This window comes from Stappia indica (assembly GCF_009789575.1).
GTDB lineage: Bacteria > Pseudomonadota > Alphaproteobacteria > Rhizobiales > Stappiaceae > Stappia > Stappia indica_A.
In genome coordinates this window covers 4,437,323-4,463,420 of the sequence record NZ_CP046908.1, presented here as the reverse complement: position 1 = coordinate 4,463,420, position 26,098 = coordinate 4,437,323, and the positions used below count along the sequence as shown (strand labels likewise).

Annotated in this window: 3 protein-coding genes (1 of these 3 only partly in view); all 3 read right to left on the bottom strand. The window is 70.3% G+C overall.

The genetic code is table 11. From position 1 onward, the window contains the following. Positions 1-8: 8 nt before the first annotated feature. Tightly spaced (each overlapping or abutting the next), the 3 genes in view from GH266_RS20555 to GH266_RS20545 form a layout consistent with a single transcriptional unit that may run on beyond the window. The gene (locus tag GH266_RS20555; RefSeq protein WP_158195496.1) at positions 9-20,330 is read right to left on the bottom strand and encodes a non-ribosomal peptide synthetase; all 20,322 of its coding nucleotides are present in this window, start codon (positions 20,328-20,330) and stop codon (positions 9-11) included. Further along, entirely contained in the window at positions 20,327-21,664 is a 1,338-nt protein-coding gene (locus GH266_RS20550; protein WP_158195495.1) for a flavin-containing monooxygenase, read from the bottom strand. The genes GH266_RS20555 and GH266_RS20550 overlap by 4 nt, the downstream gene beginning before the upstream one ends. Next, a protein-coding gene (locus GH266_RS20545) for an SDR family NAD(P)-dependent oxidoreductase (protein ID WP_158195494.1) crosses the window boundary here: on the bottom strand, positions 21,661-26,098 show its final stretch. The gene runs 16,253 nt beyond the window's last position; only the last 4,438 of its 20,691 coding nucleotides appear in the window; its start codon lies beyond the right edge, outside the window; the stop codon is at positions 21,661-21,663. The genes GH266_RS20550 and GH266_RS20545 overlap by 4 nt, the downstream gene beginning before the upstream one ends.

Genomic DNA, 26,098 nt, shown 5'->3' with positions numbered 1-26,098 from the left:
CCCTGCGCTCATGCCCGCTCCTTCAGGTCCATGAGGGCCTGCGACAGGTGTCCGGCCCAGCCTTGAAGGTGCGGCGGTTGCAGGAAGCTGTGATGGTCGCCTGCGGCCTCGTGCAGGACAAAGCCGCCGTGGGCAAGTGCCTGCCAGTCCGCCGCGCCGCCGAACCGCTCCAGCCCCTGCCATGTCCTGACCAGGGTCAGCGGCACGGCGCAGGGGCCGGGCTGATAGTCGGCAAGTGCCGCCTGGTTGGCGGCAAAGACGGCGAAGAGGCGGCGCAGGTCCGCAGCGCCCATGCCGGGATGGCGGCGGGCGAAGGCGGGCATTGCCAGCAGCTGATCGGCAAGGTCGGCGCCTGCGGCAAGTTCCACCGTTTCCCCGCCGAGAAGGTCGCGAACGAAGGCCGCCCGGCAAGCCTGCTCCGCGATTTCGCCGGGCCCGGTGGCATCTCCGGCAAGCGAGGGCTCCACGCGCGCAAGTTCCTGCGGCGTGTAGCTGTCGAGCAGTGCCAGGAAATCAACGCGCTCGCCGGCGGCCTGGAGCTGGCGCGCCATCTCGAAGGCAAGGACCCCGCCCATCGACCAGCCGGCAAGACGGTACGGTCCGGCCGGATGCATGGCGCGCAGCTGTTCGATGTAGCGCGACGCCAACGCCGGCAGGCTGGTGACCTCCGGGCTGTCCCCGGCAACGAGGCCGGAGGCGCGAATGCCATGGACGGACCAGTGCTCAGGCAGCGCGGCGGCAAGACCGGCGTAGCACGCAACCGTGCCGCCGACCGGATGCACCAGGAAGAGCGCAGGGGCATCGGCGTGCAGCGCGATGCGCAGAGGCACGACGAGCGAGGACTTGGCGGCGGTGTCTTCCTTGCGGAGCACGGTACCGGCAGGCAGGCGCTGGCGCAGCAGCCTTGCCTGTTCGCCAAGCGTTGCGGCCGCGCCGAGATCGGCGACCGACAGGGTGAGGCCGAAGGCCCGCTCGATCCCGCCGAGGAGGCGTACGGCGGCAAGACTGTCGCCGCCGCTGTCGGAAAACCTGTCGCCGCGCCGCAGCTGACCCGCCTCACGGCCCAGCGCCCTAGCCCATACGTCCCGCAGAAGAGCTTCCACGTCGTCCAGCTGCCCGATCTCGTCGGCGGCATCCTGGGCGACAGTCGGCCGCGCAGCCAGCCTGCGCAGCGCCCGCCGGTCGACCTTTCCGCCGGGCGCGACCGGAAGCGCATCGATGCGGTGGATCATGGAGGGGAGCATGTGCAACGGCAGACGCGCGGACAGCCGGTCCCGCAGGGCGGCGGCGTCAAAGCCGGCTTCAGGCGCGGCCACGAAGGCGGCGAGGAAGGCCCTGCCCTCGCCATCCGCCTCCGCCAGCACCACGACCTCGCCCAGTCCCTCGGCGGCAAGGGCCGCCTCGACCTCGCCCGGTTCGACGCGGAAGCCGCGGATCTTCACCTGATCGTCGATGCGGCCATGAAAGGCGACGGTGCCGCCGCTGTTCGGCAGGAAGGCCGCAAGGTCGCCGGTGCGGTAGAGACGCACGGGCGGCTCGCCGGGGTCGATGGTTCGCAGGACGAAGCGCTCGCGCGTGAGGTCGTCGCGGCCATGGTAGCCGATGGCAAGGCGGGCGCCGCCGATATGCAGCTCGCCGACGACGCCGTCGGGGACCGGATTGCCGTGAGGATCGAGAATATAGATCCGGGTGCCGGCCAGCGGGCGACCGATGGGCACCGGGCCGAAGCGGTCGTCCGGCGTCACATCATGCACGAGGGCGGTGATCGTCGCCTCGGTCGGGCCATAGGCGTTGAGCAGGCGCGCCCGCTTGAGGTCGCTGTCGGCCCACAGGGCGACGACATCCGGCCCCAGCGCCTCGCCGCCGCAGATCAGCAGGCGCAGGGAGAGCCCGGAAAGCTCGGCACCGCCGGTCTTCCAGGCCTGCAACAGCTCGCGCAGATAGACCGGCGGCAGGTCGGCGACGGTGATGCGCTCACGCTCGAGCAGCTTCAGGAAGTCGGAAGGCGCACGGACGGCCGTGCCGCCGATGACGAGACGGGCACCGCTCGCCAGCGCCGGCAGGATCTGTTCCAGCGCGGTATCTACGCCGGGCGAGGCGAACTGCAGCACAGCGTCCCGCTCGCCCAGGCCATAGTGATCGACGACCGCCCGGCAGTGGCCGGCCAGTGCGCCGTGGGATACGACGACGCCCTTGGGCGTGCCCGTCGAGCCCGAGGTGTAGATGATGTAAGCGGGATCCTCCGGCCTCAGGACGACGGGACGGCGGCGGGCGAGCTGCGGGCGCAGGTCCCAGCCGTCGCGGTCGAGGCGGACGACGCGGACGCCGCTCGCAGCCAGTTTGCGCGCGCGGGCGGCCAGCCCCTTCGGCGCCAGAACGAGCGTTGCCCCTGCATCGCGCAGGATCAGCGACAGGCGCTCGTCCGGATGCTCGGGATCGAGCGGCACCCAGACCGCGCCGGAAGCGAGCACGGACAGCAGGCCGGCGATGCCGCCAGCCTCGCGCCCGGCAAGCACCGCGACGCGGTCTCCCTGCCGGATGCCGCAGGACGACAGGATAAGGCACAGGCGCTCGACCTGCCGCAGCAGCTGGCGGGCGGTGAGCGTTTCGCCCTGGCCGCCGAGCACCTCGGCGGAAGGACCCTGGCGCAGACGCGCCTCGATCCACTCGTGAACCAGCCCCGCCGCGGGCGCCGCCTCCGTTGTCGCGCTCCAGCTGTAGAGCGACCGCTCGCGCTCCGCGCGGGTCAGCATGGCGAGCTCGCCGAGCGGCGTTTCGAGGTCGTCGAGCATCGCGCCCGCCAGCGTCTGGTAGTGGCCCAGCATGCGCTCGATCCGGGCGGCGGAGAACCGCTCCCCGTCGAAGCTTGCGACCAGCAGCAGGCCGCTCCCCTCCTCGTAGACCTCGAGGCCGAAGGGCGTGTCGCCCGGCTGGCGGATCTGCGGCAGATGCTCCACCCGGCCGAGCTCCGGCGGCAGGTCGATGCCGGTGCCTTGCGGGAAGTTCTGGTAGGCATAGCCGACCTGCCAGGGTGCCTGCCCGTCGGCCGAGCCGCCGAGACCCTGCGCGACAGCCGCGAAAGGTACATCGGCGCGGGCGAGCCCCTCGCCCAGCGCGCGCTGCGCGGTTTCGAGCAGGACGGCGGCAGGAAGCTCGCCGTCGACGGCGATGCGCAGCGCCATCATGTTGGCGCAGTAACCGATGGTTTCCTCGAACCGTCGCTGCGGCCGGCGCAGGGTCGGCACGCCGACGATCAGGTCTTCCTGGCCGGTATGGCGATAGAGAAGCACCGAGAAAACCGCCAGGTGAAAGGCGGCCGGGCTGGTGCCGCGCTCAAGCAAGACCTCCCGCATGCGGGCGACCAGCGCCCTGGGCAGGCGGTGCTCGACCGCGCCGTCGCGGCGGCCGGTTTCGGCGGCCAGAGCGTCCCGGTCGGCCGGCAGGTCGAGACCCGGCAACTCGCCGGACAGCACCTCGCGCCAGTAGCGCAGCTGCTCCTCGCCGCGTGGCGAGGCGAGCATCTCCCGTTCCCAGGCGATGAAATCGGCATAGTCGGCACGGTTCGCGGCGGCAGGCGATGCGGGCGCGCCACCGGAGACGAAGGCAGAATAGGCCTGCCAGAGCAGGCGGGCCGCGACGGCAGCGGACGCACCGTCGATGGCGATGTGATGGAAGGTCACGAGGAGAAGGCTTTCGCCGGGGCCGAGCGTTCCGCCCTGCAGCAGCTCGAAGCGCACCGGCGCGTCCTTGGCGAGGTCGAAAGGCCGCGCCAGTCGGCGGCGGGCGAACTCGGCCGGCTCGATCTCCTTGGGGATGGAGAGGGTCTCAAGGCGCGGCGCGGTGCTGGCCTCCAGCATCTCGCCCTGAACCGCAACGCGCGCGGTCAGCACCGGAAAGCTCTCGCACAGCCAGTCGCAGGCGCGGGAGAGGCTCGGCTCGTCGATACCGCTCACGCGGAAGGCCAGCGGCACGTTGTAGTCCGTCCGGCCGGGGTAGAGCGTCTGGAGGACCCAGAGCCCTTTCTGCCCCTCGCCGAGCGGAGCCCGCCAGGGTCCGTCCATCACCGAGGGCGTGGCCACCGGCAGCGCATCCGGCGTGTTTGACGCAATGCGGGCGGCGAGCGCTGCAAGCGTCGGATGCCGGTCGAGATCGGCATGGGTGAGCGCGCATCCGTGCGCCTCCTCGACCGCATAGACCAGCCGCATCCAGCCCATGGACTCGACGCCGAGATCGCGGAGCGGCCGATCCGTTGGAACCTGCGAAGGCGACACGCCGCGAATGGCGGCAACCGTCTGCCGGAGCGTTTCCAGAGGCGCGGCGTCGCTCGCGGTGCTGCGCGCTTCGGGCTCCGGGGATGGCGTTGCCGGCAGCGTGCCGATCCAGTGACGCTCGCGGGCGAAGGGATAGCCGGGCAGGACGAGAAGGCCGCTCCGGTCACCCTCCTCCGTCGCCTGCGGCAGGGGCGCTGCCGGCGGGTCGGTCGCCGCGGCTTCCAGCCCCGCAACGAGTTCCTCTGCCGAGAAGGCCGTCAGCTCAATGCCGCAGGCCATCGTCTCGCGGCCGAAACGCAACGTGCGCGACAGGCGGGCCAGCGAAAGGTCTGGCGCGCTCCGCACGAAGTCGGCGAGCTGCCGAAGCACCGCCGCAAGCTGGTCCGGCGTGCGCGCGGAAACGGGGAAACGGAAGCGACCGGCGGGCTCGTCGGTGCTGGCGGCGACCGCTGGCGGTGCCTCCTCCAGCACCAGATGCACGTTGGAGCCGCCCGCGCCGAAGGAACTGACGCTCGCCCGCAAGGGCTGCGCCTCACCGTCGACGACGCGCGGGTGCCAGGGCTCGGCCCGCAGCTGCGGCACGAAGGGCGTTCCGGCAAAAGGAGAACCGGCGGCCTCAACACCCGGCAGGCCGGGCGACGGGACAAGACGGCGATACTGGAACTGCAGCAGGACCCGGGTGAGCTGGGCCATGCCGGAGGCGGCCTCCGCGTGGCCGAGATTGGCCTTCACCGAACCGAGCGGGATGTTTTGCGCACCGGCGAAGACCCGGCCCAATGCCCTGAGCTCGATGGCATCGCCGATGGAGGAGCCGTTGGCGGCGGCCTCGACATAGCCGATGGACCGGGGATCGATGCCCGCCGCCTCGAGATTTTCCGCAAGCAGGCGGGTCTGCGCATCGACATTGGGCACCGCATAGCCGGCGGAATGGCCGGCATGGTTGGCCATGCTGGCGCGGATCACGGCAAGCACGGTGTCGCCATCGGCCAGAGCGTCGTCGAGCGGCTTCAGCAGCACTGCGCCCACGCCCTCCGAAGGGAGATAGCCGTCGCCGCCGGCAAAGCTGCGGCTGGCGGCATGGCTGCCGACGAGGCCGGCCTGGCTGAGCCCGACATATTTTTCCGGCAGCAGCGACAGGTTGACGCCGCCGGCTATCGCCAGCCGGCACTCGCCGGTCGCAAGGCTCTGGCAGGCCTGATGCACGGCCTGAAGGCCGGAGGAGCACATGCTGTCGACGGCAACGCTCGGGCCCTGCAGGTCGAAGACAAACGAGGTGCGGTTGGCAATCGCCGAGTAGGACGAGAGCAGCAGCAGCGCCCGGCTTTCCGCATCCATCTCCAGCGCCTTGTAGTGCTGGTACATGGCGCCGACGAAGACGCCGACGCGGTTGCCGTAGCGCTTGCCCAGCCAGGCGCGCGTATGGCCGGCGCGTTCCAGCAGGTGCCAGGTCGTCTCGAGGAACAGCCGCTCCTGCGGATCGGCGAGCGCCGCCTCGCGCGGGCTATAGCCGAAGAAGCCCGCATCGAAGCGGTCCACGTCATCAATGAAGCCGCCCCAGCGGCAATGGCTGGCAAGCGGCCGGCCCTTGCGCGGCGACCAGGTCGCCTCGACATCCCAGCGCTCGGCCGGCACCTCGCGGACGCAGTCGCGCCCCTCCTCCAGCGCCTGCCAGAACTCCTCCACCGTCCGCGCGCCGGGGAAGCGTCCGGCAACGGCGATCACGGCGATACCGCCAACCTTCGCGGCTGGCACCGCCGGGATCGGCGCGGGCGCAGGCGCGTCCTCGCGGGTCGCGGTCCGTTCGCCCTGCCCCGTCTCCTCAAGGGCTGCGGCCAGCCGGGCGATGGTCGGATGCTCGAAGAGGAGCGTCTGCGGCAGGGAGCCGAAGCGCGTTTCGAGCGCTGCCACGATGTCCAGCGCCGAGACGGAATCGACGCCGAAGCGATCGATCGTCTCGTCCGCCCCAAGCCGCCCGGCAGGGATCTTCAGGACCTCCGCGAAACAAGCCCGCACCGCGTCGACAACGGCTTCGCTCACGGAAGGGACCGCATCACGGGCGACGGTTTCCGCCGCGGCCGCCTGCACGGGAACCGCCGCCGAGCGGAAGGGAGGCGGCGGGGCGACCATCCCCTCATTCGAGGGCTGCACCAGCGCGCGCAGACGGCTCTTGTCGCCCGACAGCACGAGAAGCTGGTCGTCGTCCTTGCGCTGGAGCGCGAAGGCAAGCGTCGCCAACGCGGCATCGGTTGCAAGCGGTGCGGCGCCCGCCTGCCGCTCCATCGCGGAGACGACGGCGCCAGGAAGGCGCATGCCACCATCCTGCCAGTAGGGCCAGTCGATGGAGAGCGTATGGCCCCAGCATTCGCCTTTCCCGACACGCTGGTTTCGCTCCTGCGCGAAGGCATCGAGAAACGCGTTGGCCGCGGCATAGTCCGCCTGCCCCGCGTTGCCGAGGGCTCCGGAGGCGGAGGCGAAGAGCAGCAGAAAATCGAGCGACTCGCTGCCGAGCGCTGCATCGAGTGCCAGAGTGCCGGCGACCTTGGGCGCGAGCACCGCGCGCAGATCGGCCTCGGACTTGTTGGCGATCAGGCTGTCGCGGGTGAGGCCGGCCGCATGGACGACGCCATCGAGGCGGCCGTGCACCGCGCGGATCTCCGGGACCAGCGCCTGCATCGCCGCGCGGTCGGTGACATCGGCCTGACGATAGACGGCGCGCGGACCCAGGCGGGCAAGGGTCTCCTCAAGCGCTGCATGGCGCGCAGACCTGCCGATGAGCCAGACCGTGGCACCTAGCGCCCTCGCCACGATTTCGGCGGCGACATGCAGGCCGACACCGCCGGCCCCGCCGGTGACGAGATAGACGCCGTCCGGTTTCCAAGGCACGGGCAGTGCCTTGGCGCCGGTCTCGATCTCCTGCCAGGTCCGGACCAGGCGCTGGTCCCGGCTGTAGCGGATATCGTGATCGGACTGCTCGACAGAGGCCTCGCGCGCCAGCAGACCGGCAAGGTCCGGCCGGACGGGATCGAGCGAGATCGCCTGACACGCAAGATCGCGGTGCTCCAGCCGCGCGCAGCGCAGCAGGCCGGCAAGCCCTTCGGCCAGCGTATCCTCCACGGGAAGCACGAGCTGCAGGACGGCGGGTCCCGAGCGGCTGGTCGCCCCCTCCTTCAGCAGGGCAAGCAGCTGAGCGGCATGATCGGCAAAGCGCTCGCCTTGATCCCCGCTTTGGCTCTCCAATTGCACGATCCGGGCCTGCGGCATATGAGAGCGCAGGCGGGAGGCGGCCTCGTCCGGCGCCCCGCAGAGCACGACCACATGCCGGCCCGGCGATGGCGGGGCGGCCGCGGCAAGGTCCTTCTCCTGCCAGTGCGGGCGGAACAGCAGCGGCAGGGCCGGCGCCGAGATCTCGCGATGCTCCACGGCGGCCCCCTCGGGCAACCAGTAGCGCTCGCGGGCAAAGGGATAGGTCGGCAGGCCGATGCGGACGGGACGGGCGCCGCCGCGCAGCTGCCGCCAGTCCACCCGCGCGCCGGTAACCCAGGCAGCAGCCGCAGCCTCCAGCGAGGCCGGCAGCGTATCGTCGAAGCGGCCGCGCGCGGCACGGCCACGCCAGATGCCCGGAATATCCCCCGTATCCGCCAGCGCCGCGTCCAGCAGACGGACCAGCTCCGCCCTGTCGCCCGCAACGATGGCAAGCCGCTCCTCGAAGGCCTCGCGCCCGTCCTGCAGGGTCGCAACGGCGGCAGGAAGGTCCGCTTCGGACAAGGTGTCGAGGCGCGCGCGGAACCGCTCCAGCACCTGCCGCAGCTGCCCTGCCTCGCGGGCGGAGAACGGATAGACCGTGCGGGAGGGAGCGGCCTCCCGAGGAGCGGGCGCCGGATAGTCCTCGATGATCAGATGGGCGTTCGAGCCGCCGGCCCCGAACGAAGAGAGCGCGGCAAGATGCGGCAGCTCGTTGCCCTGCCGGTCCCGCCGCCGCGGCCAGTCTTCCAGTCGCTGCTGGACGCGGAAGGGCGAGGCGGCGAAATCGATCTCCCGGTTGGGCGTTGCCGAATGCAGCGAAGGCGCCAGCCGGCCATGGCGGAACTGCAGCAGCACCTTGGTGAGGCCGGCGATGCCGGCAGCGCTCTCGCCATGGCCGATGTTGGACTTGACCGAGCCGATGGCACAGAAGCCGCAAGCATCGGTCTCCCGGCGATAGGCGCGGGACAGGGCGGCGATCTCGATGGGATCGCCGAGGCTGGTGCCGGTGCCGTGCGCCTCGACATAGCCGACGTCCCCGGCGCGCACGCCCGCGCGCTGGATGGCGCGGCCGATGACCGCCGCCTGCGCCAGCGGGTTCGGCACGGTATAGCCGTTGGTCTTGCCGCCATGGTTCAGCGCCGAGGCGCGAATGACGCCGTGGATGCGGTCGCCATCGGCGATGGCACGCGACAGCGGCTTCAGCAGCACCGCGCCGACGCCCTCGCCCGGCACGTAGCCGTCGCCGCCCTCGCCGAAGCTCTCGCAGCGCCCGGTGCTCGACAGGAAGCGCCCCTGCGCAAGCGCGAGATACTTGTTGGGGTGCAGGGTCAGGTTGACACCGCCAGCAAGGGCAACGCTGCAATCGCCGGCGCGCAGGGCCTCACAGGCCAGATGGATCGCCGTCAGGGACGACGAGCACATGCTGTCCACGGCCATGCTGGGGCCGTGGAAATCGCAGAAATAGGAGACCCGGTTGGCGATGGAGGCCGCACTGCCGGAGAGGGCAAGCGGCCGGCCGGCGGCAGTGCTTTCCGCACCGTAGAGCTGATACTCCTCGTACATGACGCCGACGAAGACGCCGACATCGCCGCCCGCCATGCCGTCTGCGGCCGGCGCCACGCTCTCGCGGGTGTAGCCGGCATCCTCCAGCGTCTCCCAGGCGCATTGCAGGAACAGCCGCTCCTGCGGATCGATATAGGGCGCCTCGCGCGGCGCGATGTTGAAGAACAGCGGGTCGAAGCGGTCGAAATCCTCGACGAAGCCGCCCCACTTGCCGCGCGGGAGCCCGCCCCGGCCTTCCGGGTCGTGAAACCTTGCATGGTCCCAGCGCTCGGCCGGTATCTCGGTGATGCTGTCGCGCCCCGCCGCAAGGTTCTGCCAGAACGCCTCGACATCGCGCGCGCCGGGATAGCGTCCGGCAAGCCCGATGATGGCGATGGGCTCGTCCCTTGCCTCGCCCATGCGCTCACGGGCGGGCGGAGCAGCGAGAGCGGCAATCGCCGGGCGCGCGTCGGCGGGCGCTGCTCCCACGATCTCCGACAGCGTCTGCGGATGGGCGGAGGCGAAATGGCCGGCCAGCGAGGCGATCGTCTGGTGCTCGAAGAACAGGGTGCTGGAGAGCGGGCCGAACACCTTGCCGAGTTCGTCGGTCAGGCGGGTGATCAGCAGGGAGTCGATGCCGTAGGCCTCGAGCGCGGCCTCAGGGTCGATCTCCGCAACCGGGATCCCGGTCTCGCGCGCGACGACTTCCGCAAGATAGCGCTCGGCGGCTGTGACCAGCGCGGCGGAGGTTTCCGGTTTCGCCGGCGAGCGGATCTCGTCCGGCGACGGCGCTCCCCTCACCAGGCGCAGGGTGAAGCCGCGGATCGCGACGCGGACGGTGCCCGTCCTATCGGCAAGATCGATGTCGATGCGGCGCAGACCGTCTGCTGCCGGCTGCTCGCGCAGATGCGCCCACATCTCCTCGTCCGTCGGGCCGAAGACGTCCATCCGGTCCAGCGCGAAGGGCAGCGCCGCCGTGCCGCCGGGCTCGCCGTGGAACAGGCAGAGCGCGGCATGGAAGGCGGCATCGAGCATCGAGGGGTGCAGATGGAACGTCTCGCCGCCACGGGCGGCCTCCGGCAGCCGCAGCCGGGCAAGCGCCTCGCCCTCGCCGGCCTGCATCTCGACGACACAGCGGAAGGCCGGGCCGTAGGAGAGGCCGAGCGCGGCATAGCTCGCATAGAGCCAGTCACGGTCGAGCCCGCGCGGGCAGTGGCCGCGCCGTGCCGCAATGTCGAAACGCGGCGGGACGGAGCCGACCGGCAAGGACGAAACACTGCCGCGCATATGCTCGGTGTCGATGCCCGAAAGCAGACGGAAGCTTTTGGCGCCAGCCTCGCCCTCTTCCAGCGGCAGACGCACCTCTACAGAGCCGGAGGCGAGTTCCAGCGGCCGGCGCCACGTCACGCCCTCAAGACGCACGGGATCGCGCCCGCCGGCGGCCACGAAGGCGTTTCGGGCAAGCTCCAGTCCCATCGCGGCCGGCAGTATTGGCATGTCGCGGAACCGGTGATCGCGCAGGTAGAAGGCCGATGCCTCAAGGCGCCGGGCGAAGGGGCCGCCGATCTCTTCGCTGACCGTCGCCCCTTGCGCCGCGACTGCCGGGCGGGCGGGAGCGGGGCTGCCGCCGACACGATAGACATCGCGGGCAAAGGGATAGGTCGGCAGGCGGACGCGGCGATGCGCGCCTGCGGTCTCAACAAAGCCGGTAAGGTCTCCGCCTTGCGCGAAGTGCCGCGCCCAGTCCTCAAGGCCCGCCGGCTCTGGCACAGGGCCGCGGGTGGGTGCGGCATCGTTTCCGACCAGAAGGCCGGGGGCTGATGCGCCGCCGAGATATGCCTTCAGCATGCGCACCGCGTCCGCCAGGGAGCGCGCGACAAACGCAAGGCGCTGTTTCATCGGCGCGCGGCCGGCACGCAGCGTGAAGGCGATGTCGGCAAGGTCGGCGTCCGTGAAGCGCCCGCTCTCAAGTGCCTCCGCAAGATCCCGTGCCCGGTCTTCCAGACGCGCCGCATCGCGGGCGGACAGGACGATAAGCTGCGGTGCCGGTGCGGCGGCGACGGACGGCGGCGCGGACGGGTAGTCCTCCAGCACCACATGGGCGTTGACCCCGCCGAAGCCGAAGCTGCTGACGCCTGCCCGCAGCGGCAGTTCGCGGCCCGCAGCATCGCGCGGAGCCGTCCAGGGCCGCCCCTGCCGGACGACGTCGAACGGCGTGCCGGCAAGCTCGATATACGGATTGAGCGTCTCGCAATGCAGGCTCGGCACCAACTGGCGATGCCGCATCTGCAACAGCACCTTGGCAACGCCCGCGATGCCGGCGGCAAGCTCCAGATGGCCGATATTGGTCTTCACCGAGCCGATGCCGCAGACGTCGCCGGCGGCGCGCGCGGAAAAGGCCGACTTCAGCGCGTTGATCTCAACCGGATCACCGAGCGCGGTTCCGGTGCCATGAGCTTCGATATAGCCGATGGTCGACGGGTCGATCCCGGCATCCCGATAGGCCGCCCGCAACAGATCGGCCTGCGCCTCGGTATTGGGCGCGGTCAGCGAATTCGCCCGCCCGCCGTGATTGATCGCCGTGCCACGCACGACGGCCAGGATCGGATCGCCGTCGCGCAGCGCATCGGACAGGCGCCGCACGAAGAGCATGCCCGCTCCTTCGCCGCGCACATAGCCGTTGGCGTGTGCCGAGAAGGTCTTGCAGCGGCCGTCGGGCGACAGCATACCGGCCTTGGCGAAGTTGATATGCGCTTCCGGCGTGACGATGGTGTTGACGCCGCCGACCAGCGCCATCTCGCAGTCGCCGTCGCGGATCGAGCGGACCGCGCGATGCAGGGCGACGAGGGAGCTTGAACAGGCCGTCTCCACCGGCTCGCTCGGCCCGTGCAGGTCGAGGAAGTAGCTGATGCGGTTGGGCCCGACGGACGCCACAGCGCCGGTCGCCACATAGCCGTCGCCGCCGGTGTCGCCCGCAACGAGATCGCGGTAGCCGCTGGTGGAGGTGCCGACGAAGATGCCGACCTTGCGCCCGGCGAGATCGCGCGGCGAATGGCCGGCGTCCTCGATGGCGTTCCAGGCATGCATCATCATCAGCCGCTGCTGCGGGTCCATCAGCCTCGCTTCACGCGGCGAGATGCTGAAGAACAGCGGGTCGAACTCGAACACGCCGTCGATGAAGCCACCCCAATGGATGTTGGTCTTGCCGGGATCCGCCTTCGGGTCGCCATCGACCTGCTGCCAGTCCCAGCGATCGGGCGGAATGCGGGTGATGCAGTCGCGCGCTGAAACGAGGTTCTGCCAGAAGGCGTCGGCGTTGCGCGCCATCGGGAAGGCGCAGCTCAGGCCGACGATGACGACCGGATCGTCCTCGGCAAAGGTCTCGCCAGCGGCAGGACGCGGCGCCTCGACCGCGGGCGGCAAGCCCGCGACGGCGGGCAGCGGCTCCACAAGATCGGATCCGGCAAGGGCCGCGACATGGCGTGCGAGGCGGGCAAGCGTTGCGAACTCGAAGAAATCCGCCGGCGTCAGCGAGAGGTCGAGCTCGTCGTTTATGGCGGCGGCAAAGCCCGTCATCGTGATGGAATCGAAGCCGAACTCGCCAAGCTCCGTCTCCGTGTCGAGAACGGAAGGGTCGACTTCCAGGACGCGCGCGGCGATGGCGGTCACCCGGCCGAGGGCAACGGCAGACATCTCGGCCGGCCTCGCGGACGGCGCCTCCTCCACCGGCGGACGGATGGACGGCGGCGCACTGACGGCGCGGGCGGCGAAGCCTTCGAAAAGCACCAGAACGCGGCCCGTTTCGTCGCAAAGCCGCACGGTATGCGTAGCCCCGTCCCGTTCGCCGACCGCCCACATGACCGGTTCCGTCGGACCCAGGACGAGAAGCCGGCGCAGCGCATAGGGAACGGCAAGCGCCGCATCGTCACCCGCAGCGAGCGCCAGCAGCGACTGCAGCGCGCCGTCCAGCATCGACGGATGCAAGACCATGCCGTCCGTCGCTGCGGCCGGGAACTCAAGCCGCGCAAGCACGCGCCCCTCGCCGGTCGCAAGGCGGGTAATCGCCCGATGGGCCGGGCCGTAGCCGAGCCCCAGCGCCTCGAACCGGGCATAGAGCCCGGCCGGATCGACCGTTCCCGGCATGCCCCTGCGCAAGGTGTCGAGATCGACCAGCGGCAACACGATGTCCGGCGCGGCGCGGACGCGGCCCTCGCCATGCACCTGCCGTCCATCGTGGCCGGAGGTCAGGACGCGGTAGCGCTCGCCCGCGGCATCCAGCTCGACCTCGACACGCACGGGCGCCCCGTCGACGACGACCGGCCGCAGCCAGGTGTGCCCCGTGAACTCCAACGGCAGGCCGACACGGCCGCGCCGCTCCAGCTCGGCCCGCACGAGTTCGAACTGAACGACACCCGGAAGGACCTTGCGGCCGCCGACGAGATGGTCGCGCAGGAAGCTCTCGCTCCCCTCAAGCCGCAGGCTCGCGGTCGCCGCCGGCGCAGGATCGCTGCCGCGCACCCAGTGGCGCGTCCGCGCGAAAGGATAGCCCGGAAGCCGCACGCGCCTGCGCCCGGCGCTGCCGGGAAGCTGCGTCCAGTCCACGTCGAGCCCGCGCACCCAAAGCGCCAGCAGCTCGTCGTGGCGACCGCGCGAGACGAGGCCGGCCGCCGCCTGCCGGAGGTCGGCATCGCCTTCCAACACCGAAATGACGGCACGGTTCGCCCGCACCCGGCCGAGATGCAGTCCGCCCATTTCCTCGCCGGCAAGGAAAGCGCCGAGCCGCCGGATCGCGTCGGTGCGTCCGCTGGCGACGAAGGCCAGCCGATGCTCCATGGCATCGCGCGCCACCTGCAGCGTGTGCGCGACATCGGCCAGCGACACCGCCTCTCCCGCCTCGTCGAGATAGCGGCGCAGATCGCTGGCCATCGTCCGGAGCTGATCCTCGCTGCGGGCGGAAAGGACCAGAACGGCCGGCGTCCCAGTGTCGGCCGGCTGCGCAACCGGCGCGGCAATGTGCTCTTCCAGCACGACATGGGCGTTGCTGCCGCCAAAGCCGAAGGAACTGACCCCCGCCCGGCGCGGCAACTCGCGCCCCGACGCGTCGCGGGCGCGGGGCCACTCCTGCGCCTCGCGCACGACGAAGAAGGGACTGCCCTCCAGCTTCAGGTAAGGATTCAGCCGGTCGCAATGGAGCGTCGCGGCCATCCTGCCATGGCGGATCTGCAGCAGAACCTTGATCAGCCCGGCGATGCCGGCGGCGAGCTCCAGATGGCCGATGTTGGACTTGACCGAACCGATGCCGCAGGACGGCGCGACGCCTGCGCCGAAGCGCCCTTCCGCGTCTCGCGCGAGATCGGCGAAGGCGGCGGACAGCGCCTCGACCTCGATCGGATCGCCGAGCGGCGTGCCGGTGCCGTGCGCCTCGATATAACCGACGGTGCGCGGATCGAAGCCGGCGGCACTATAGGCGCTGCGCAGCAGCTCTCCTTGCGCCTTCGGATTGGGCGCCGTCAGCGAGGCGGCGTGGCCGCCGTGGTTTTCCGCCGAGGCGCGGATGACGGCGATGATGTCGTCGCCATCGCGCTCGGCCGCCTCCAGCGGCTTCAGGAACACGAGGCCGACACCTTCGCCGCGCGCGTAGCCGTTGGCCGCATCCGAGAACGGCTTGGAGCGCCCGTCGGGCGACAGCATGCCGGCGCGCGAGAAGCCGACAAAGGCTTCCGGCAGGAGCAAGGCATTGATGCCGCCGGCAATCGCCGCGTCGCAATGGCCCGAGTGGATCGCCTCGACGGCGCGGTGCACGGCGACCAGCGCGCTGGAACAGGCGGTCTCCACGGCAATGCTGGGGCCGTGGAAATCGTAAAAGTAGCTGATCCGGTTGGGCCCGAGCGATGGCGCAAGGCCCGTCATCGAGTAGCCTTCGACGCCGCTGCCGGAGGCAGCGACCAGCCGGCTGTAGCCGGTATCCGCCGTGCCGAGGAAGACGCCGGTGCGGGAGCCGGCAAGGCGCGAGGGCGCGTAGCCAGCATCCTCCATCACCCGCCAGGCCTCGGTCAGCAACAAGCGCTGCTGCGGGTCGATCATGCGGGCTTCGGGTGCGGAAATGCCGAAGAAGGCGGCGTCGAACTCGGCCAGCCGCTCGCCGATGAAACCGCCCCATTTGACATTGGTGCGGCCGGGCTCGCGCTGCGGATCGCCCCACCAGTCGCGCCAATCCCAGCGCTCGGACGGCACCTCGGAAATGCAGTCGCGCCCCTCGACGAGGTTCTGCCAGAAGGAGGCGACATCGGCAGCGCCGGGGAAGATGCCGCTCATGCCGATGATGGCAACGGCACCGGAGGCAGTCTCGGCGACAGCAGCGGGACGAAAGACGGTCGCGGTCGCTGGTGTCGGCGCGGCAGCAGGCGCGGGAACCGCTGGAACAACCGGCTGCGCGACCTGCGGTGCCGGCGCGCCGCCAAGGACGGCAATCATCGCCTCGGCATGATGCTCCGCCAGATGCGCGGCGAGCGTCTCCAGCACGGGATGCTCGAAGAACAGGGTCGGCGTCAGGTCGAGGCCGAAGCGGTCGTTCAGCCGGTTGGCGAACTGGGTGAAGCTGATGGAATCGAAGCCGTATTCGGTCAGCTCCACATCCGGATCGAGATCGTCGAGCGCGACCTTGAGGATCGCGCCGGCCTCCTCGGTGACCGCGCGCAGGACCCGGAGCCGGAGATCGCCGGTGTCGACCTTCGAGGCGGCGGCGGCGGGCTTCGGCGCGCTCTCCGCTTTCGCCGGCGGCTGGGCACTCTTGCGGCAGACGAGATCGCGGATGCGCTCGCGCTCGCCCACTGTTACCAGCACGCGAGCGGCACCCGGCGCGATCTCGCCGGCAAGCAGTCCGGCCAGCACGCCAAGCCCGGCGCCGGTTTCCAGCGGAACGAGGCCGGTGGTCCGGCGCATCAAGGCCTCGGTGGCCGCATCCATGCCCATGCCGCCATCGCGCCACAGCGGCCATGCGACGGAGAGCGTGCGGCCATGGCAGTCGCCGCGCCGGCGCCGGGCCTCGCGATCCTCGGCGAACCCGTCGAGGAAAGCATTGGCCGCGCCATAGTCCGCCTGACCGGGATTGCCCAGCACGCCCGAGATCGACGAGAAGAGAACCAGGAAGTCGAGAGGCGCGGCGCCCAAGGCCCGGTCGAGATTGACGAGGCCGCGCACCTTCGGCGCGAAGACCTCCCGCAGCTGCGTCGCCGTCTTCTTCTGCAGCGCCTCGTCGCACAACACGCCCGCGGCATGGAAAATGCCGTCGAGACGGCCATGCCGCGCGCGGACGCCGTCCACCAGCGCCTGAGTCGACTTCGGGTCAGAGAGATCGGCCGCTGAATAGGAGAAACCATTTTCGGCGTGCAGCGCGGCGGCGCTCCGGCCGGCAAGCACCACCTTCGCATTCGGAGCGGCGGCAAGGATCGCCCCCGCCAGATGCCGGCCGAGCCCGCCGGTTCCGCCGGTTATCAGATAGACGCCGTCGTCGCGCAGCGGCAAAGCGTTCTCGCGAACCGTGCCGCCCGCCTCTTCCCACATCTCGGCCGCAAGGCTGTCCGGCCGGGCGCGGAAGCGGTCGAGCGGAAGATGGCTTGCAGCCTGCAGGAGGCGCGCGACGACCGACGCGGGGTCGAGCCCCGGCTCCAGCGCAATCAACTGGCCGGTCAGCCCGGCATGCTCTCGCGCGGCGCTGCGCAACAGGCCGACGAGACCAGAGAGCGCCTCGTGCCCCTCTTCGCCCGGCAGCAGCACCTGCACCAGCGCGCGGCCGGACTGCGCCTTCAGCACGTCGAGAAGCTGCAGCGCCGCGGCCTCGAACCGCATGGCCGGACCGTCCTCGGAGCCGCCCGCAAGATCGACGACCTCGACCCCGGGGAGATGCGGCGCAAGGTCATCCCATTTGACGGCATCCGGCGCGACGAGCACGAGGTGCCTGGCGGGCTGATCCGTCGTGCCCTTCCCCTCGACGGGACGCCACACCGGCACGAAGCACGGCGTGTCCTGAGGCGGCGCCTCGACATAGCTGCGGGTCGCGAAACCGCGCAGGGCAATGCGTGCGTTTCCGGCATCATCCAGCAGCAGGAGATCCATGCGCCGCGTGCGGGGATCGCCGCCGGATGCCGGGCGCGACTGGATATGCACCCAGAGGTCCGTTTCCAGCGGCCCGAAGATCTCGACCGCCTCGATGGCGAAGGGGAGCGCTGCCCCTTTCGGCGCCGTGCCATCTTCCTCCATGACGAGGCCGATGGCGGCCTGGAAGGCCCCGTCCATCAGGCTCGGATGCAAGGCGAAGGCGGAGGCGGTGTGCGCCACCACCTCCGGCAGGCGGAGATGGCCCAGCACGGAGCGCGCGCCGTCCGCGTCCGGCCCGATGGCAAGCGACAGGATCGCCCTGTGCCCCGGCCCATAGGCAAGGCCCATGGCATCGAAGGCGGCATAGACCCGCTCCGCCGGGATCGTGCGCGGATGCGCGAGGCTCAGGGCCGCAAGATCGGCAGCGGCCGGGGCCTGAGGCACACCGTCAGCCACCAGCATCTGCGCATGCAGCCGCGGCTCTTCTCCGGACGCAACGCTCAGAACCTCGGCGCGGCGGGCGCCATCGGCGGCCGGCGTGAAGACGATCCGCACCCGCACGGGCTTCTCGACGGCAAGCGGACTCATCCACACGACCTGACGCAGGAGCGGCTGCTCAAGGCCGGCTTTCACCGCGGCGGCACGCACCAGATCCAGATAGGCGACGCCGGGCAGGACCGGGCGGCCGCCGATGCGATGGTCGGCGAGGAAGAACTCGTGCCCCGTCAGCTCGATCTCGAATGTGCCGGCGCCGGACGGCTGCGGCGACAGGCCGGACGCGGGAGCAACTGGTGCGGCTTCGAGCGGCAGCCAGTAGCGCTTGCGCTGGAACGGATAGGAGGGAAGCGCAAGGCGCCGACGCGCGGTGCCCGCATGCAGCCGCTGCCAGTCGACGCTGGCGCCGCCGACCCAGGCGCGCGCGACCTCGAGCGGATCGCGGCCGATGGGGTCGAGTATCATTTCCTCGGCGCGCCGGCCGCGCGGAACAGAGCCGCGAAGCGCATCGCCATCCGCCCCCGCCAGCACGGCATCCATCTGGCGAAGCAGATCCCCGGTATCGCGGGCGACAAAGGCGATCCGCTCGCGCATCGCATCGCGCCCGACCTGGAGCGTCCAGGCAAGATCACCGAGATCCGAGCCCGCCACATGCGGCCGCAGGCGGCGGACGGCCTCAGCCAACGCGTCCGGCGTGCGGGCGGAAAGCGGCACGATCATTGGAAACGAGAGGGGCGTCGGCACAGGCTGCGGCCCGCGATATTCCTCGATCACCATGTGGACATTGGCGCCGCCCGCACCGAAGGAGCTGAGCCCAGCGCGGCGCGGTTGCTCGATCCCGTCGACGACCGGACGGTCCCAGTGTCGCGCGGCCTGCAGCAGGTAGAAGGGACTTCCCTCCAGCTCCAGCAGCGGGTTCGGCTCCTCGCAATGAAGGCTCCGGAACAGGGTGCCGGCGCGCATGGCGAGCAGCACCTTGATCAGCCCGGCAACACCGGCCGCGGTTTCCGCATGGCCGATGTTCGACTTGACCGAGCCGAGCCCGATATGCGGCACGGCCGGCGCGGGCATGCCATGCTCGCGGTAAAGCTCGGCGAAGGCGGTCTTCAGCCCCTCCACCTCGACCGGATCGCCGAGCGGAGTGCCGGTGCCGTGGCATTCGATCAGGCTGACGCTGCGCGGATCGATGCCGGCGAGGCGATGCGCCTCCGCCACCAGCCGCGCCTGGGCCTTCGGGTTCGGCGCGGTCAGCGAGGTCGCCCCGCCGCCATGATGTTCGACGGACGCGCGGATGACGCCGAGGATCGGGTCGCCGTCGCGCTCGGCAAGGTCGAGCCGCTTCAGCAGCACCGCGCCGACACCATCGGCGCGGGCATAGCCGTTCGCGGCGGCCGAGAAGGTCTTGCAGCGCCCGTCGGGGGTGATCATCCCGACTTGCGAGAACATGATGTGCTGCATCGGCGACAGCATCAGGTTCGAGCCGCCGGCAATCGCCATCTCGCAGCCTTCATGGCGGATGCTCATGATCGCGCGGTGGATCGCCACGAGCGAACTGGAGCACGCCGTGTCGATGACCGAGCTCGGCCCGTGAATGTCGAGCAGGAAGGACAGCCGGTTGGGGCAGAAGGCGTGGCCGAGGCCAGTGAGCTGCTGGGCATCCATGATGCCGGCCCGGTTCACCATGTCGGTATAGTCGAGCAGGTTGATGCCCAGGAACAGCCCGACCTTGCGCCCGGAAAGCGAGCTGGGTGCATGGCCGGCCTTCTCGACCAGGCTCCAGACGCATTCCATGAACAGCCGGTGCTGGGGGTCCATCAGCTCGGCTTCGCGCGGTGAGATGTTGAAGAAACCCGCGTCGAACAGGTCGTGCCCCGGCGTGAAGCCGCCGTATTTCACGTCGGTGAAAGGCCCCTTCTTCGGATCGCCATGCACAGTGCGCCAGTCCCAGCGATCCGCCGGCACTTCCTCGATGCAGTCGTCGCCGGCGGCCAGATGCGCGGCGAAGGTCTCAAGATCCGGGCTCTGCGGAAAGCGGCCCTCCATCGAGATCACCGCAATGGGGACCTGCTCCTCGGTCGCGGTCGCGGTCGCCAGAGGCTGCCGGGCGGGCCGCGCCGCTTCGCCGGAGGGTGCGATCCCCTCCCCCTTCGCAAAGGCGCGGTGGCGGGCGAGCCATGCCTCCGGCACATCGGCCGCAGCATCGGTGCCAGTCGGCGGAAGCGGCTTTGCCGGGGCAGTCACCGGAGCTGCCTTGGCCGGCGCCGGCTCTGGCGCACGGGCAGCATAGGAGGCCTCTACCGCCTTGCCGTAGCGGGCCAGCAGGATCGCGGCAAGATCGTCGAGATGCTTCGCCTCGAAGAAGGTCGTCGGCGCGACGGTGATCGCGAAGTGGCGCGAGATGCGCGCCATCACCTCGGTGATCGCGATGGAATCGATGCCGAGATTGGCAAGGTTTTCCGTCGGATCGAGCTTGTCCTGAGGGATGCGCAGCGCCTGCGATGCCAGCCGGTGGACGTCCTCGGCAAGCCGGGCGGCGAGCGTTGTCGGCGCGGACGGCCCGCTTGCATCCTCAGGCTCCGGCCGGCGCGAGGCGGCGCGCGCGCGGGCGCGCTCGACCAACTCCTGTTCGAGCTGCCGCGCCATGCGCGCCTTCAGATCCTCGGGCCGCCGGTCGTCGGTCATCGGGCCAGCGTCTCCGTCAGGTCGCGGCCCGGTGCCGGATCCCCTTCCGCCAGCATGTCGCGATAGCGGCGCATGTGGGACAGCAGCTTCCACAGGTCCGCCTCCCACTGGTGACGGTAGCTGTCGATAAAATAGCCTTCTCCCAGATCCGGCCGGTCGGTCTTCTTCGCTGCCAGGAAGCGCTCGAGCCCGGCGCTGCGGGCGAAGAGGGCCCGGGCATAGTTGCGCACGAAGAGCCCCTGCGTCTTGAGCCCGTCGCCGAGCCCGCCGGCCGCATTGATGAAGCCCATAAACAGCAGGGTGTCGTGATTGCGCGGGGTGGAATGCAGGAAGAGGTCCGGGATCTCGCCCTTCCACTCCAGCAGGTCGTGGTCGAGGAAGGGAAAATTGCGGCTGTAGCCAGTGGCGTAGAGGATCGTGTCGTACTCGCCCGCGCTGCCGTCGGTGAAGGCGACCGTCTTGCCGTCGAGCGAGGCGATGTCGCCCTTCGGTACGATGTCGCCATGGCCGATGTGATAGAGGATCAGCGAGTTCATCACCGGATGGGCCGCATCCAGCGGATAGTCCGGGCGCGGCAACCCGTAGTCGGCGCCGTCATAGCCGGCGAAGCGGAACACCTCCTCGATATAGGCCAGCGTTTCCTCGCGGGTGGCGAACTTGTTGCCGAGCTCCATCATCCATTGCGGGGTCGGTTTCCCGTTGATGAATTTCGGCTGGTAGTAGTAGCCGCGGCGGGTGCTGTGATGCACGCAAGCGGCCGTCCGGACCGCATCGACGGCGATGTCGCACCCCGAATTGCCCCCGCCCACGACCAGGACGCGCTGATCCTTGAGCTGCTCGGCGCTCTTGTAGTCGCAGGCATGAAGGATGGTGCCGGTGAAGGTCCCGAGCCCGCTCGTATCGGGCAGGCGCGGCACCCGCTGCAGCCCGTTGCAGACCACGACCAGGCGATAGGTTTCAAAGTGCCCGGCAGCCGAGCGAAGGGTCCAGCCGCCCGCCGCCGGTTCCAACCGCTCGACCGCCGCGTTGAAGCGGGCGCGCTCGTAGATGCCATGCGCGCGGGCATAGTCGCGGATATAGGCCAGCATCTGGCGATGGTTGGGATAGGGCGGATAGTCCTCAGGCATCGGGAAATCCGGCACCTGGGTGTTGAATTTCGGCGAGATCAGGTGAAGCGAGGCATAGGCGCGCCCGCAAGGGGCCTCCGCATTCCACACGCCGCCGAGATCGGCCTCGGCCTCGTAGAGATCGACCGCAAACCCGTCCTCGATGAGCTCGCGCGCGACGCCGATGCCGGTCGGGCCGCCGCCGATGATCGCGATCTTGCCGCTCATCGCACGCCCTCCCCGGCCAGAGCGATCCGGCTGCCGCCGGTTTCCAGCGACCCGAGCCGCACGTCCCGCATCACCATGCACGCATCACCCTGTTCGTCGTAAAGCGAAAGAACCAGCGGAAGGCCGTTGCCGCCCTCCATATGAAGCACGGCCCGCTCGCCGGCGCTCGCCCATGCGGCCATGCTCTCGATGGCAACAGGCGGGCGGAGGGCAGCGGCCGTCGCCACATGGCCGCCGAGACGGAAGGCCAGCAGCCGCCACGCCGCATCCAGCCATGCCGGATCGAACAGCATGGCGCCTGATGTGCCGGCCTCGCCGCGCGGGCGCTTGAGTTCGGCAACGAGGCGATCCCCGACAAGGCTCACCCTGCCGACACTCGCGGCCTCTGGTGCTGCCGGCCCCGAATGGATGGCGCAGCGCTCCGCGAAGGCGCGGTAAGCCTCGCCAAGATCGGTGCCGGCACCGGGCGCGAGCCCTTCCGTCCGGTCTGGCCGTGGCGGAAGCTGATCTTCTGCGGCCGCGGCGCCGAAATGCCAGGGCTCGGCCTCCTCATCGTCCGCCACGACACGATACAAAAGCCCCTGCCCGTCGTCCCCGACCACGACCGTCAGATGCCGCGCATGGCCGTTGACCGCAAGCGGGCTCCCCCACAACAGGTGCCGCAACCCGTGAACCGGGCGGCCACCCGCACGCTCCAGCACCCCGCGCGCCAGTTCGGGCAGGAAGAGGCCAAGGACCAGCCGCCGGTCGGCGGACAGATGGCTGGTGAGATAGGGCTCGTCCCCGGTGAGAGAAACAGAAAAGCGCGCGATCTCGCCGCGGGCAGCGGCGCCGTCCAGCAGCGGATGGGCTTGCAGCGCGGGAGGCACGACGGTTGCCGGCGCGGCCTCTGCGTTCTCGCCCGGCTCGACCCAATAGCGCTCGCGGGCAAAGGGATAGCCCAGCAGACGGAGGCGGGCTTGCGGCGGCAGCACCGACCAGTCGATGGCAAGCCCCTTGGCCCAGAGCTCGCCGACCCGCGACAGACGGTCCATCTCGCCCGAGGCGAGCCAGCGCGCGACAAGCGCCCTCGCATCGTCGTCCGTCTCGAACGGCGCAGTCGCGGACCGGTCGCCATCGGAGACATGCACCCCGACGAGCGGATGGCCCGCCGCGACCGAGGCGAGCGCACGCAACAGATCCTCGCGGCCTGCAAAGGCGAAGGCGAGCCTGCTGGCGAACGCCGTGCGCCCGACCTGAAGCGTCTGCGCCAGCGCGCCGAGATCGAGGTCGGGATGTGCTGCGACGAAGCGCTCCAGGCCGGCGGCGTACTCCTGCAAGCGCTCGCGGTCGCGCGCCGACAGGACCAGCAGCCAGGGGCCGGACGATGCCGGTGGCCTCGCCGGGGTCGGCGCCTCCTCCAGCACCAGATGCGCATTCGTGCCACTGAAGCCAAAGGCGCTGACGGCGACCCGGCGCGGCGCGGCGCCTCTTGCCGGCCAGGTCTCGGCCTGATGGGTCAGCGCGAAGTGCGTACCTTCAAGCGAAATATGCGGGTTCAGACTGTCGAAGTTCACCACCGGCGGCCGTTCGGCCTGCTCCAGGGCGAGCATCGCCTTCAGCGCACCGGCGACACCGGCAGAGGCGAGACAATGGCCGATATTGCTCTTCACCGAACCGATCCGGCAGTCCGCCTCCGCCGGTACGTCTTGGAAGGCATCGCGCAGGCCCTCGATCTCGATGGGATCGCCGAGCGGCGTGCCGGTACCGTGGCACTCGACGAGGCCGATGCTCGCCGGATCGATGCCGAAGCGGGCCTGCACCGAGCGCATCAGCGCGGTCTGGGCCTGCGGGTTGGGCGCAGTGATGCCGTTGGTGCGGCCGTCCTGATTGGTCCCCCAGCCGCGAATGACGGCGCGGATGGGATCGCCGTCGCGCAGGGCATCGTCCAGGCGCTTCAGCAGCACCGCGCCGACGCCCTCGCCCGGCACGAAGCCGTTGGCGCGGGCATCGAAGGTGAAGCAGCGGCCGTCCTTCGACAGCATCGAGACCTTGGACGTGTCGATGAACATCTTCGGGCCGACGAGAATGCAGGCCCCGCCCGCCAGCGCCATATCGCAGGTCCCGGCAACAAGGCTGTCGCAGGCCTCGGCAATCGCCACCAGCGAGCTGGAGCAGGCCGTGTCGATGGACAGGCTCGGGCCGCGCAGGTCGAGCAGGTAGGACATGCGCGCGGCAAGGATCGAGCCGGAACTGCCGAGCAGGCTGTAGGCGTTGCGCTCCTCGATCAGGTCTTCGTAACCGCTCGGGCCGGAGGAGACATAGATCCCGCAATTCCGACCGCCCAAGGCATGCGGATCGATGGCCGCATCCTCGATCGCGTGCCAGGCGACCTGCAGGAACAGGCGCTGCTGCGGGTCCATCAGCTCTGCTTCGCGCGGGGTAATGCCGAAGAAGCCGGCATCGAACTGGTCGACACCGTCGAGCGCACCCATCCACTTGCAGTAGGACGCGCCGGGATGCGCCGGGTCGGGGTGATAGAAACGCGCGACATCCCAGCGGGAGACCGGCACCTCCTCGATGCAGTCGCGCCCCTCGCGGATGTTGCGCCAGAAGGCATCGAGATCGCCGGCCTTGGGGAAGATGCCGGACGCGCCGATGATCGCGACGGCGGGCTGCTCGTCGGCCTTCGCAGCTGGTGCTATGACAGCGACGGCGGCTGGCGCCGGGGCCGCGATCTGGGCCATGACCGGGGCGACGGGCTGCGCAGCAGCTTTGGCCGGGACGAGCCCGGCGACATGGGCCGCGAGCGCACCGACGGTCGGATGCGCATAGACCACGGTGGCCGGCAGTTCGATGCCGAACAGCGCGTTGAGCTTGCGGATCCAGGTGACCGCGAGGATCGAGTCGAGACCCAGTTCCAGGAAGCCGGCCTCGTCGCGGATTTCGCCTGCGTCGATCATCAGATCCTCGGCAAGCGAGGCGACAAGCCGCTCGCGGATCTCTCCATGAGGCACGTTGGCCCCGTTCGCCATGGGCGACGCTGCGTCGACAACAGGCGCTGCCGGCTCCGGCACAGCCTGCGGAACCGCCGGCGACGGGACGAGCCTTGCGACGTGATCAGCCAGCCCGCCGACCGTCGGATGCGCGTAGACCACGGTCGCCGGCAACTCGATGCCGAACAGCGCGTTCAGCTTGCGGATCCAGGTGACGGCGAGGATCGAGTCGAGACCCAGTTCCAGGAAACCGGCCTCGTCGCGGATCTCGCCTGCGTCGATCATCAGGTCCTCGGCGAGCGAGGCGGCGAGCCGCTCGCGAACACTCGGCCGCGGGTCGGCACGCCCGGCGGAGAGGGGCGCCGGCTGCTGCCTAGGCGCGGGCGACACCTCGCCGAATTTCTCCGCAATGCGGGCGCGGACGCGGTCACTGCCGATGAAGGTGGTCTCGTGCATGGCGAATTCGCGCTCCAGCACCTGATCGAGATGCCGGGCGATGACGGCCGCTCCTTCCGCCTTCGCGGCGATGAGGTCCGCCTTCGGCTGCCGGGCCAGCGCATGCGCCCGCGCCAGCGCCTCGTCCAGCACGCGCGCGGCCGGCCGCACATCGAGATGCGGCGCCCGGCCGGCCAGCTCCCGGCCGCGATATTCGCGCGCGCTGAAGAGCACTTCCCGGCCGAGGTCGTCGCCCAGCCGGTGCGGGAAGATCAGCGTCGCGCCTGCGCCCGGCGTGAAGCCGTACCAGAGATAGTTGCTGTGATAGAGGCCTTCGGTCGCGAGGATCGCCACGTCGCAATAGAGCCCGAGCGACCAGCCCGCGCCGATGCCGTGCCCCTGCATCGCGGCGATCACCGGTAGCGGACAGGCCAGCGGCAGGCTGTAGATCCGCCGGTCAGTGAAGCGCGCTTCGCCGGCCTGCAGCTCTGTGAGGCCCTCAGACGTGCCGCCGCAGGCGAAGTAACCGTCATGGCCGGTGAGAACGACAACCTTGGCCTCCGGCATCGCGGCAATGGCGGCAAAGGCCTCCTCGATCCCGTCCATGAAGGCGGTCGTGAAGGTGTTGCGGCCCGCGCGCTCCAGCATGCGCAGCAGCACGACGCCGTCCGGGAACGCCTCCAGCTGCATCACGGACGTCGCCACCGGCACCCGGCGCGGCTGGGTCGCAACCAGACTTGCGGTGCCCACATCCTGCATGAGCTGCCGCAGGCGGTCCTTACCTCGATCCGGCGCGCCCGCCAGCCCTGCGCCGACAAGCTGCGGCATGGCCTTGCGCATATGCGCCTTCAGCAACACCAGCGCCTCGCGCGGCGCACCGGCGATGGAGGCGGCGAGCTCCGTCGCGGCGGTCTCGACGCTGCCTGCCGCAACGGCCTCCAATCCCCTTTCGATCCGTCGCGCCGAGAGCTGCCAGGGCAGCCCATCGGGCAGGACCGGCAGGGAAGAGACGGTTGCGCCCTCG

What these genes read in the sequence shown, in the direction of transcription:
- GH266_RS20555 (WP_158195496.1), bottom strand. Translation starts at nt 20,330, where the DNA reads ATGACCGACGACCGGCGGCCCGAGGATCTGAAGGCGCGCATGGCGCGG.
- GH266_RS20550 (WP_158195495.1), bottom strand. Translation starts at nt 21,664, where the DNA reads ATGAGCGGCAAGATCGCGATCATCGGCGGCGGCCCGACCGGCATCGGC.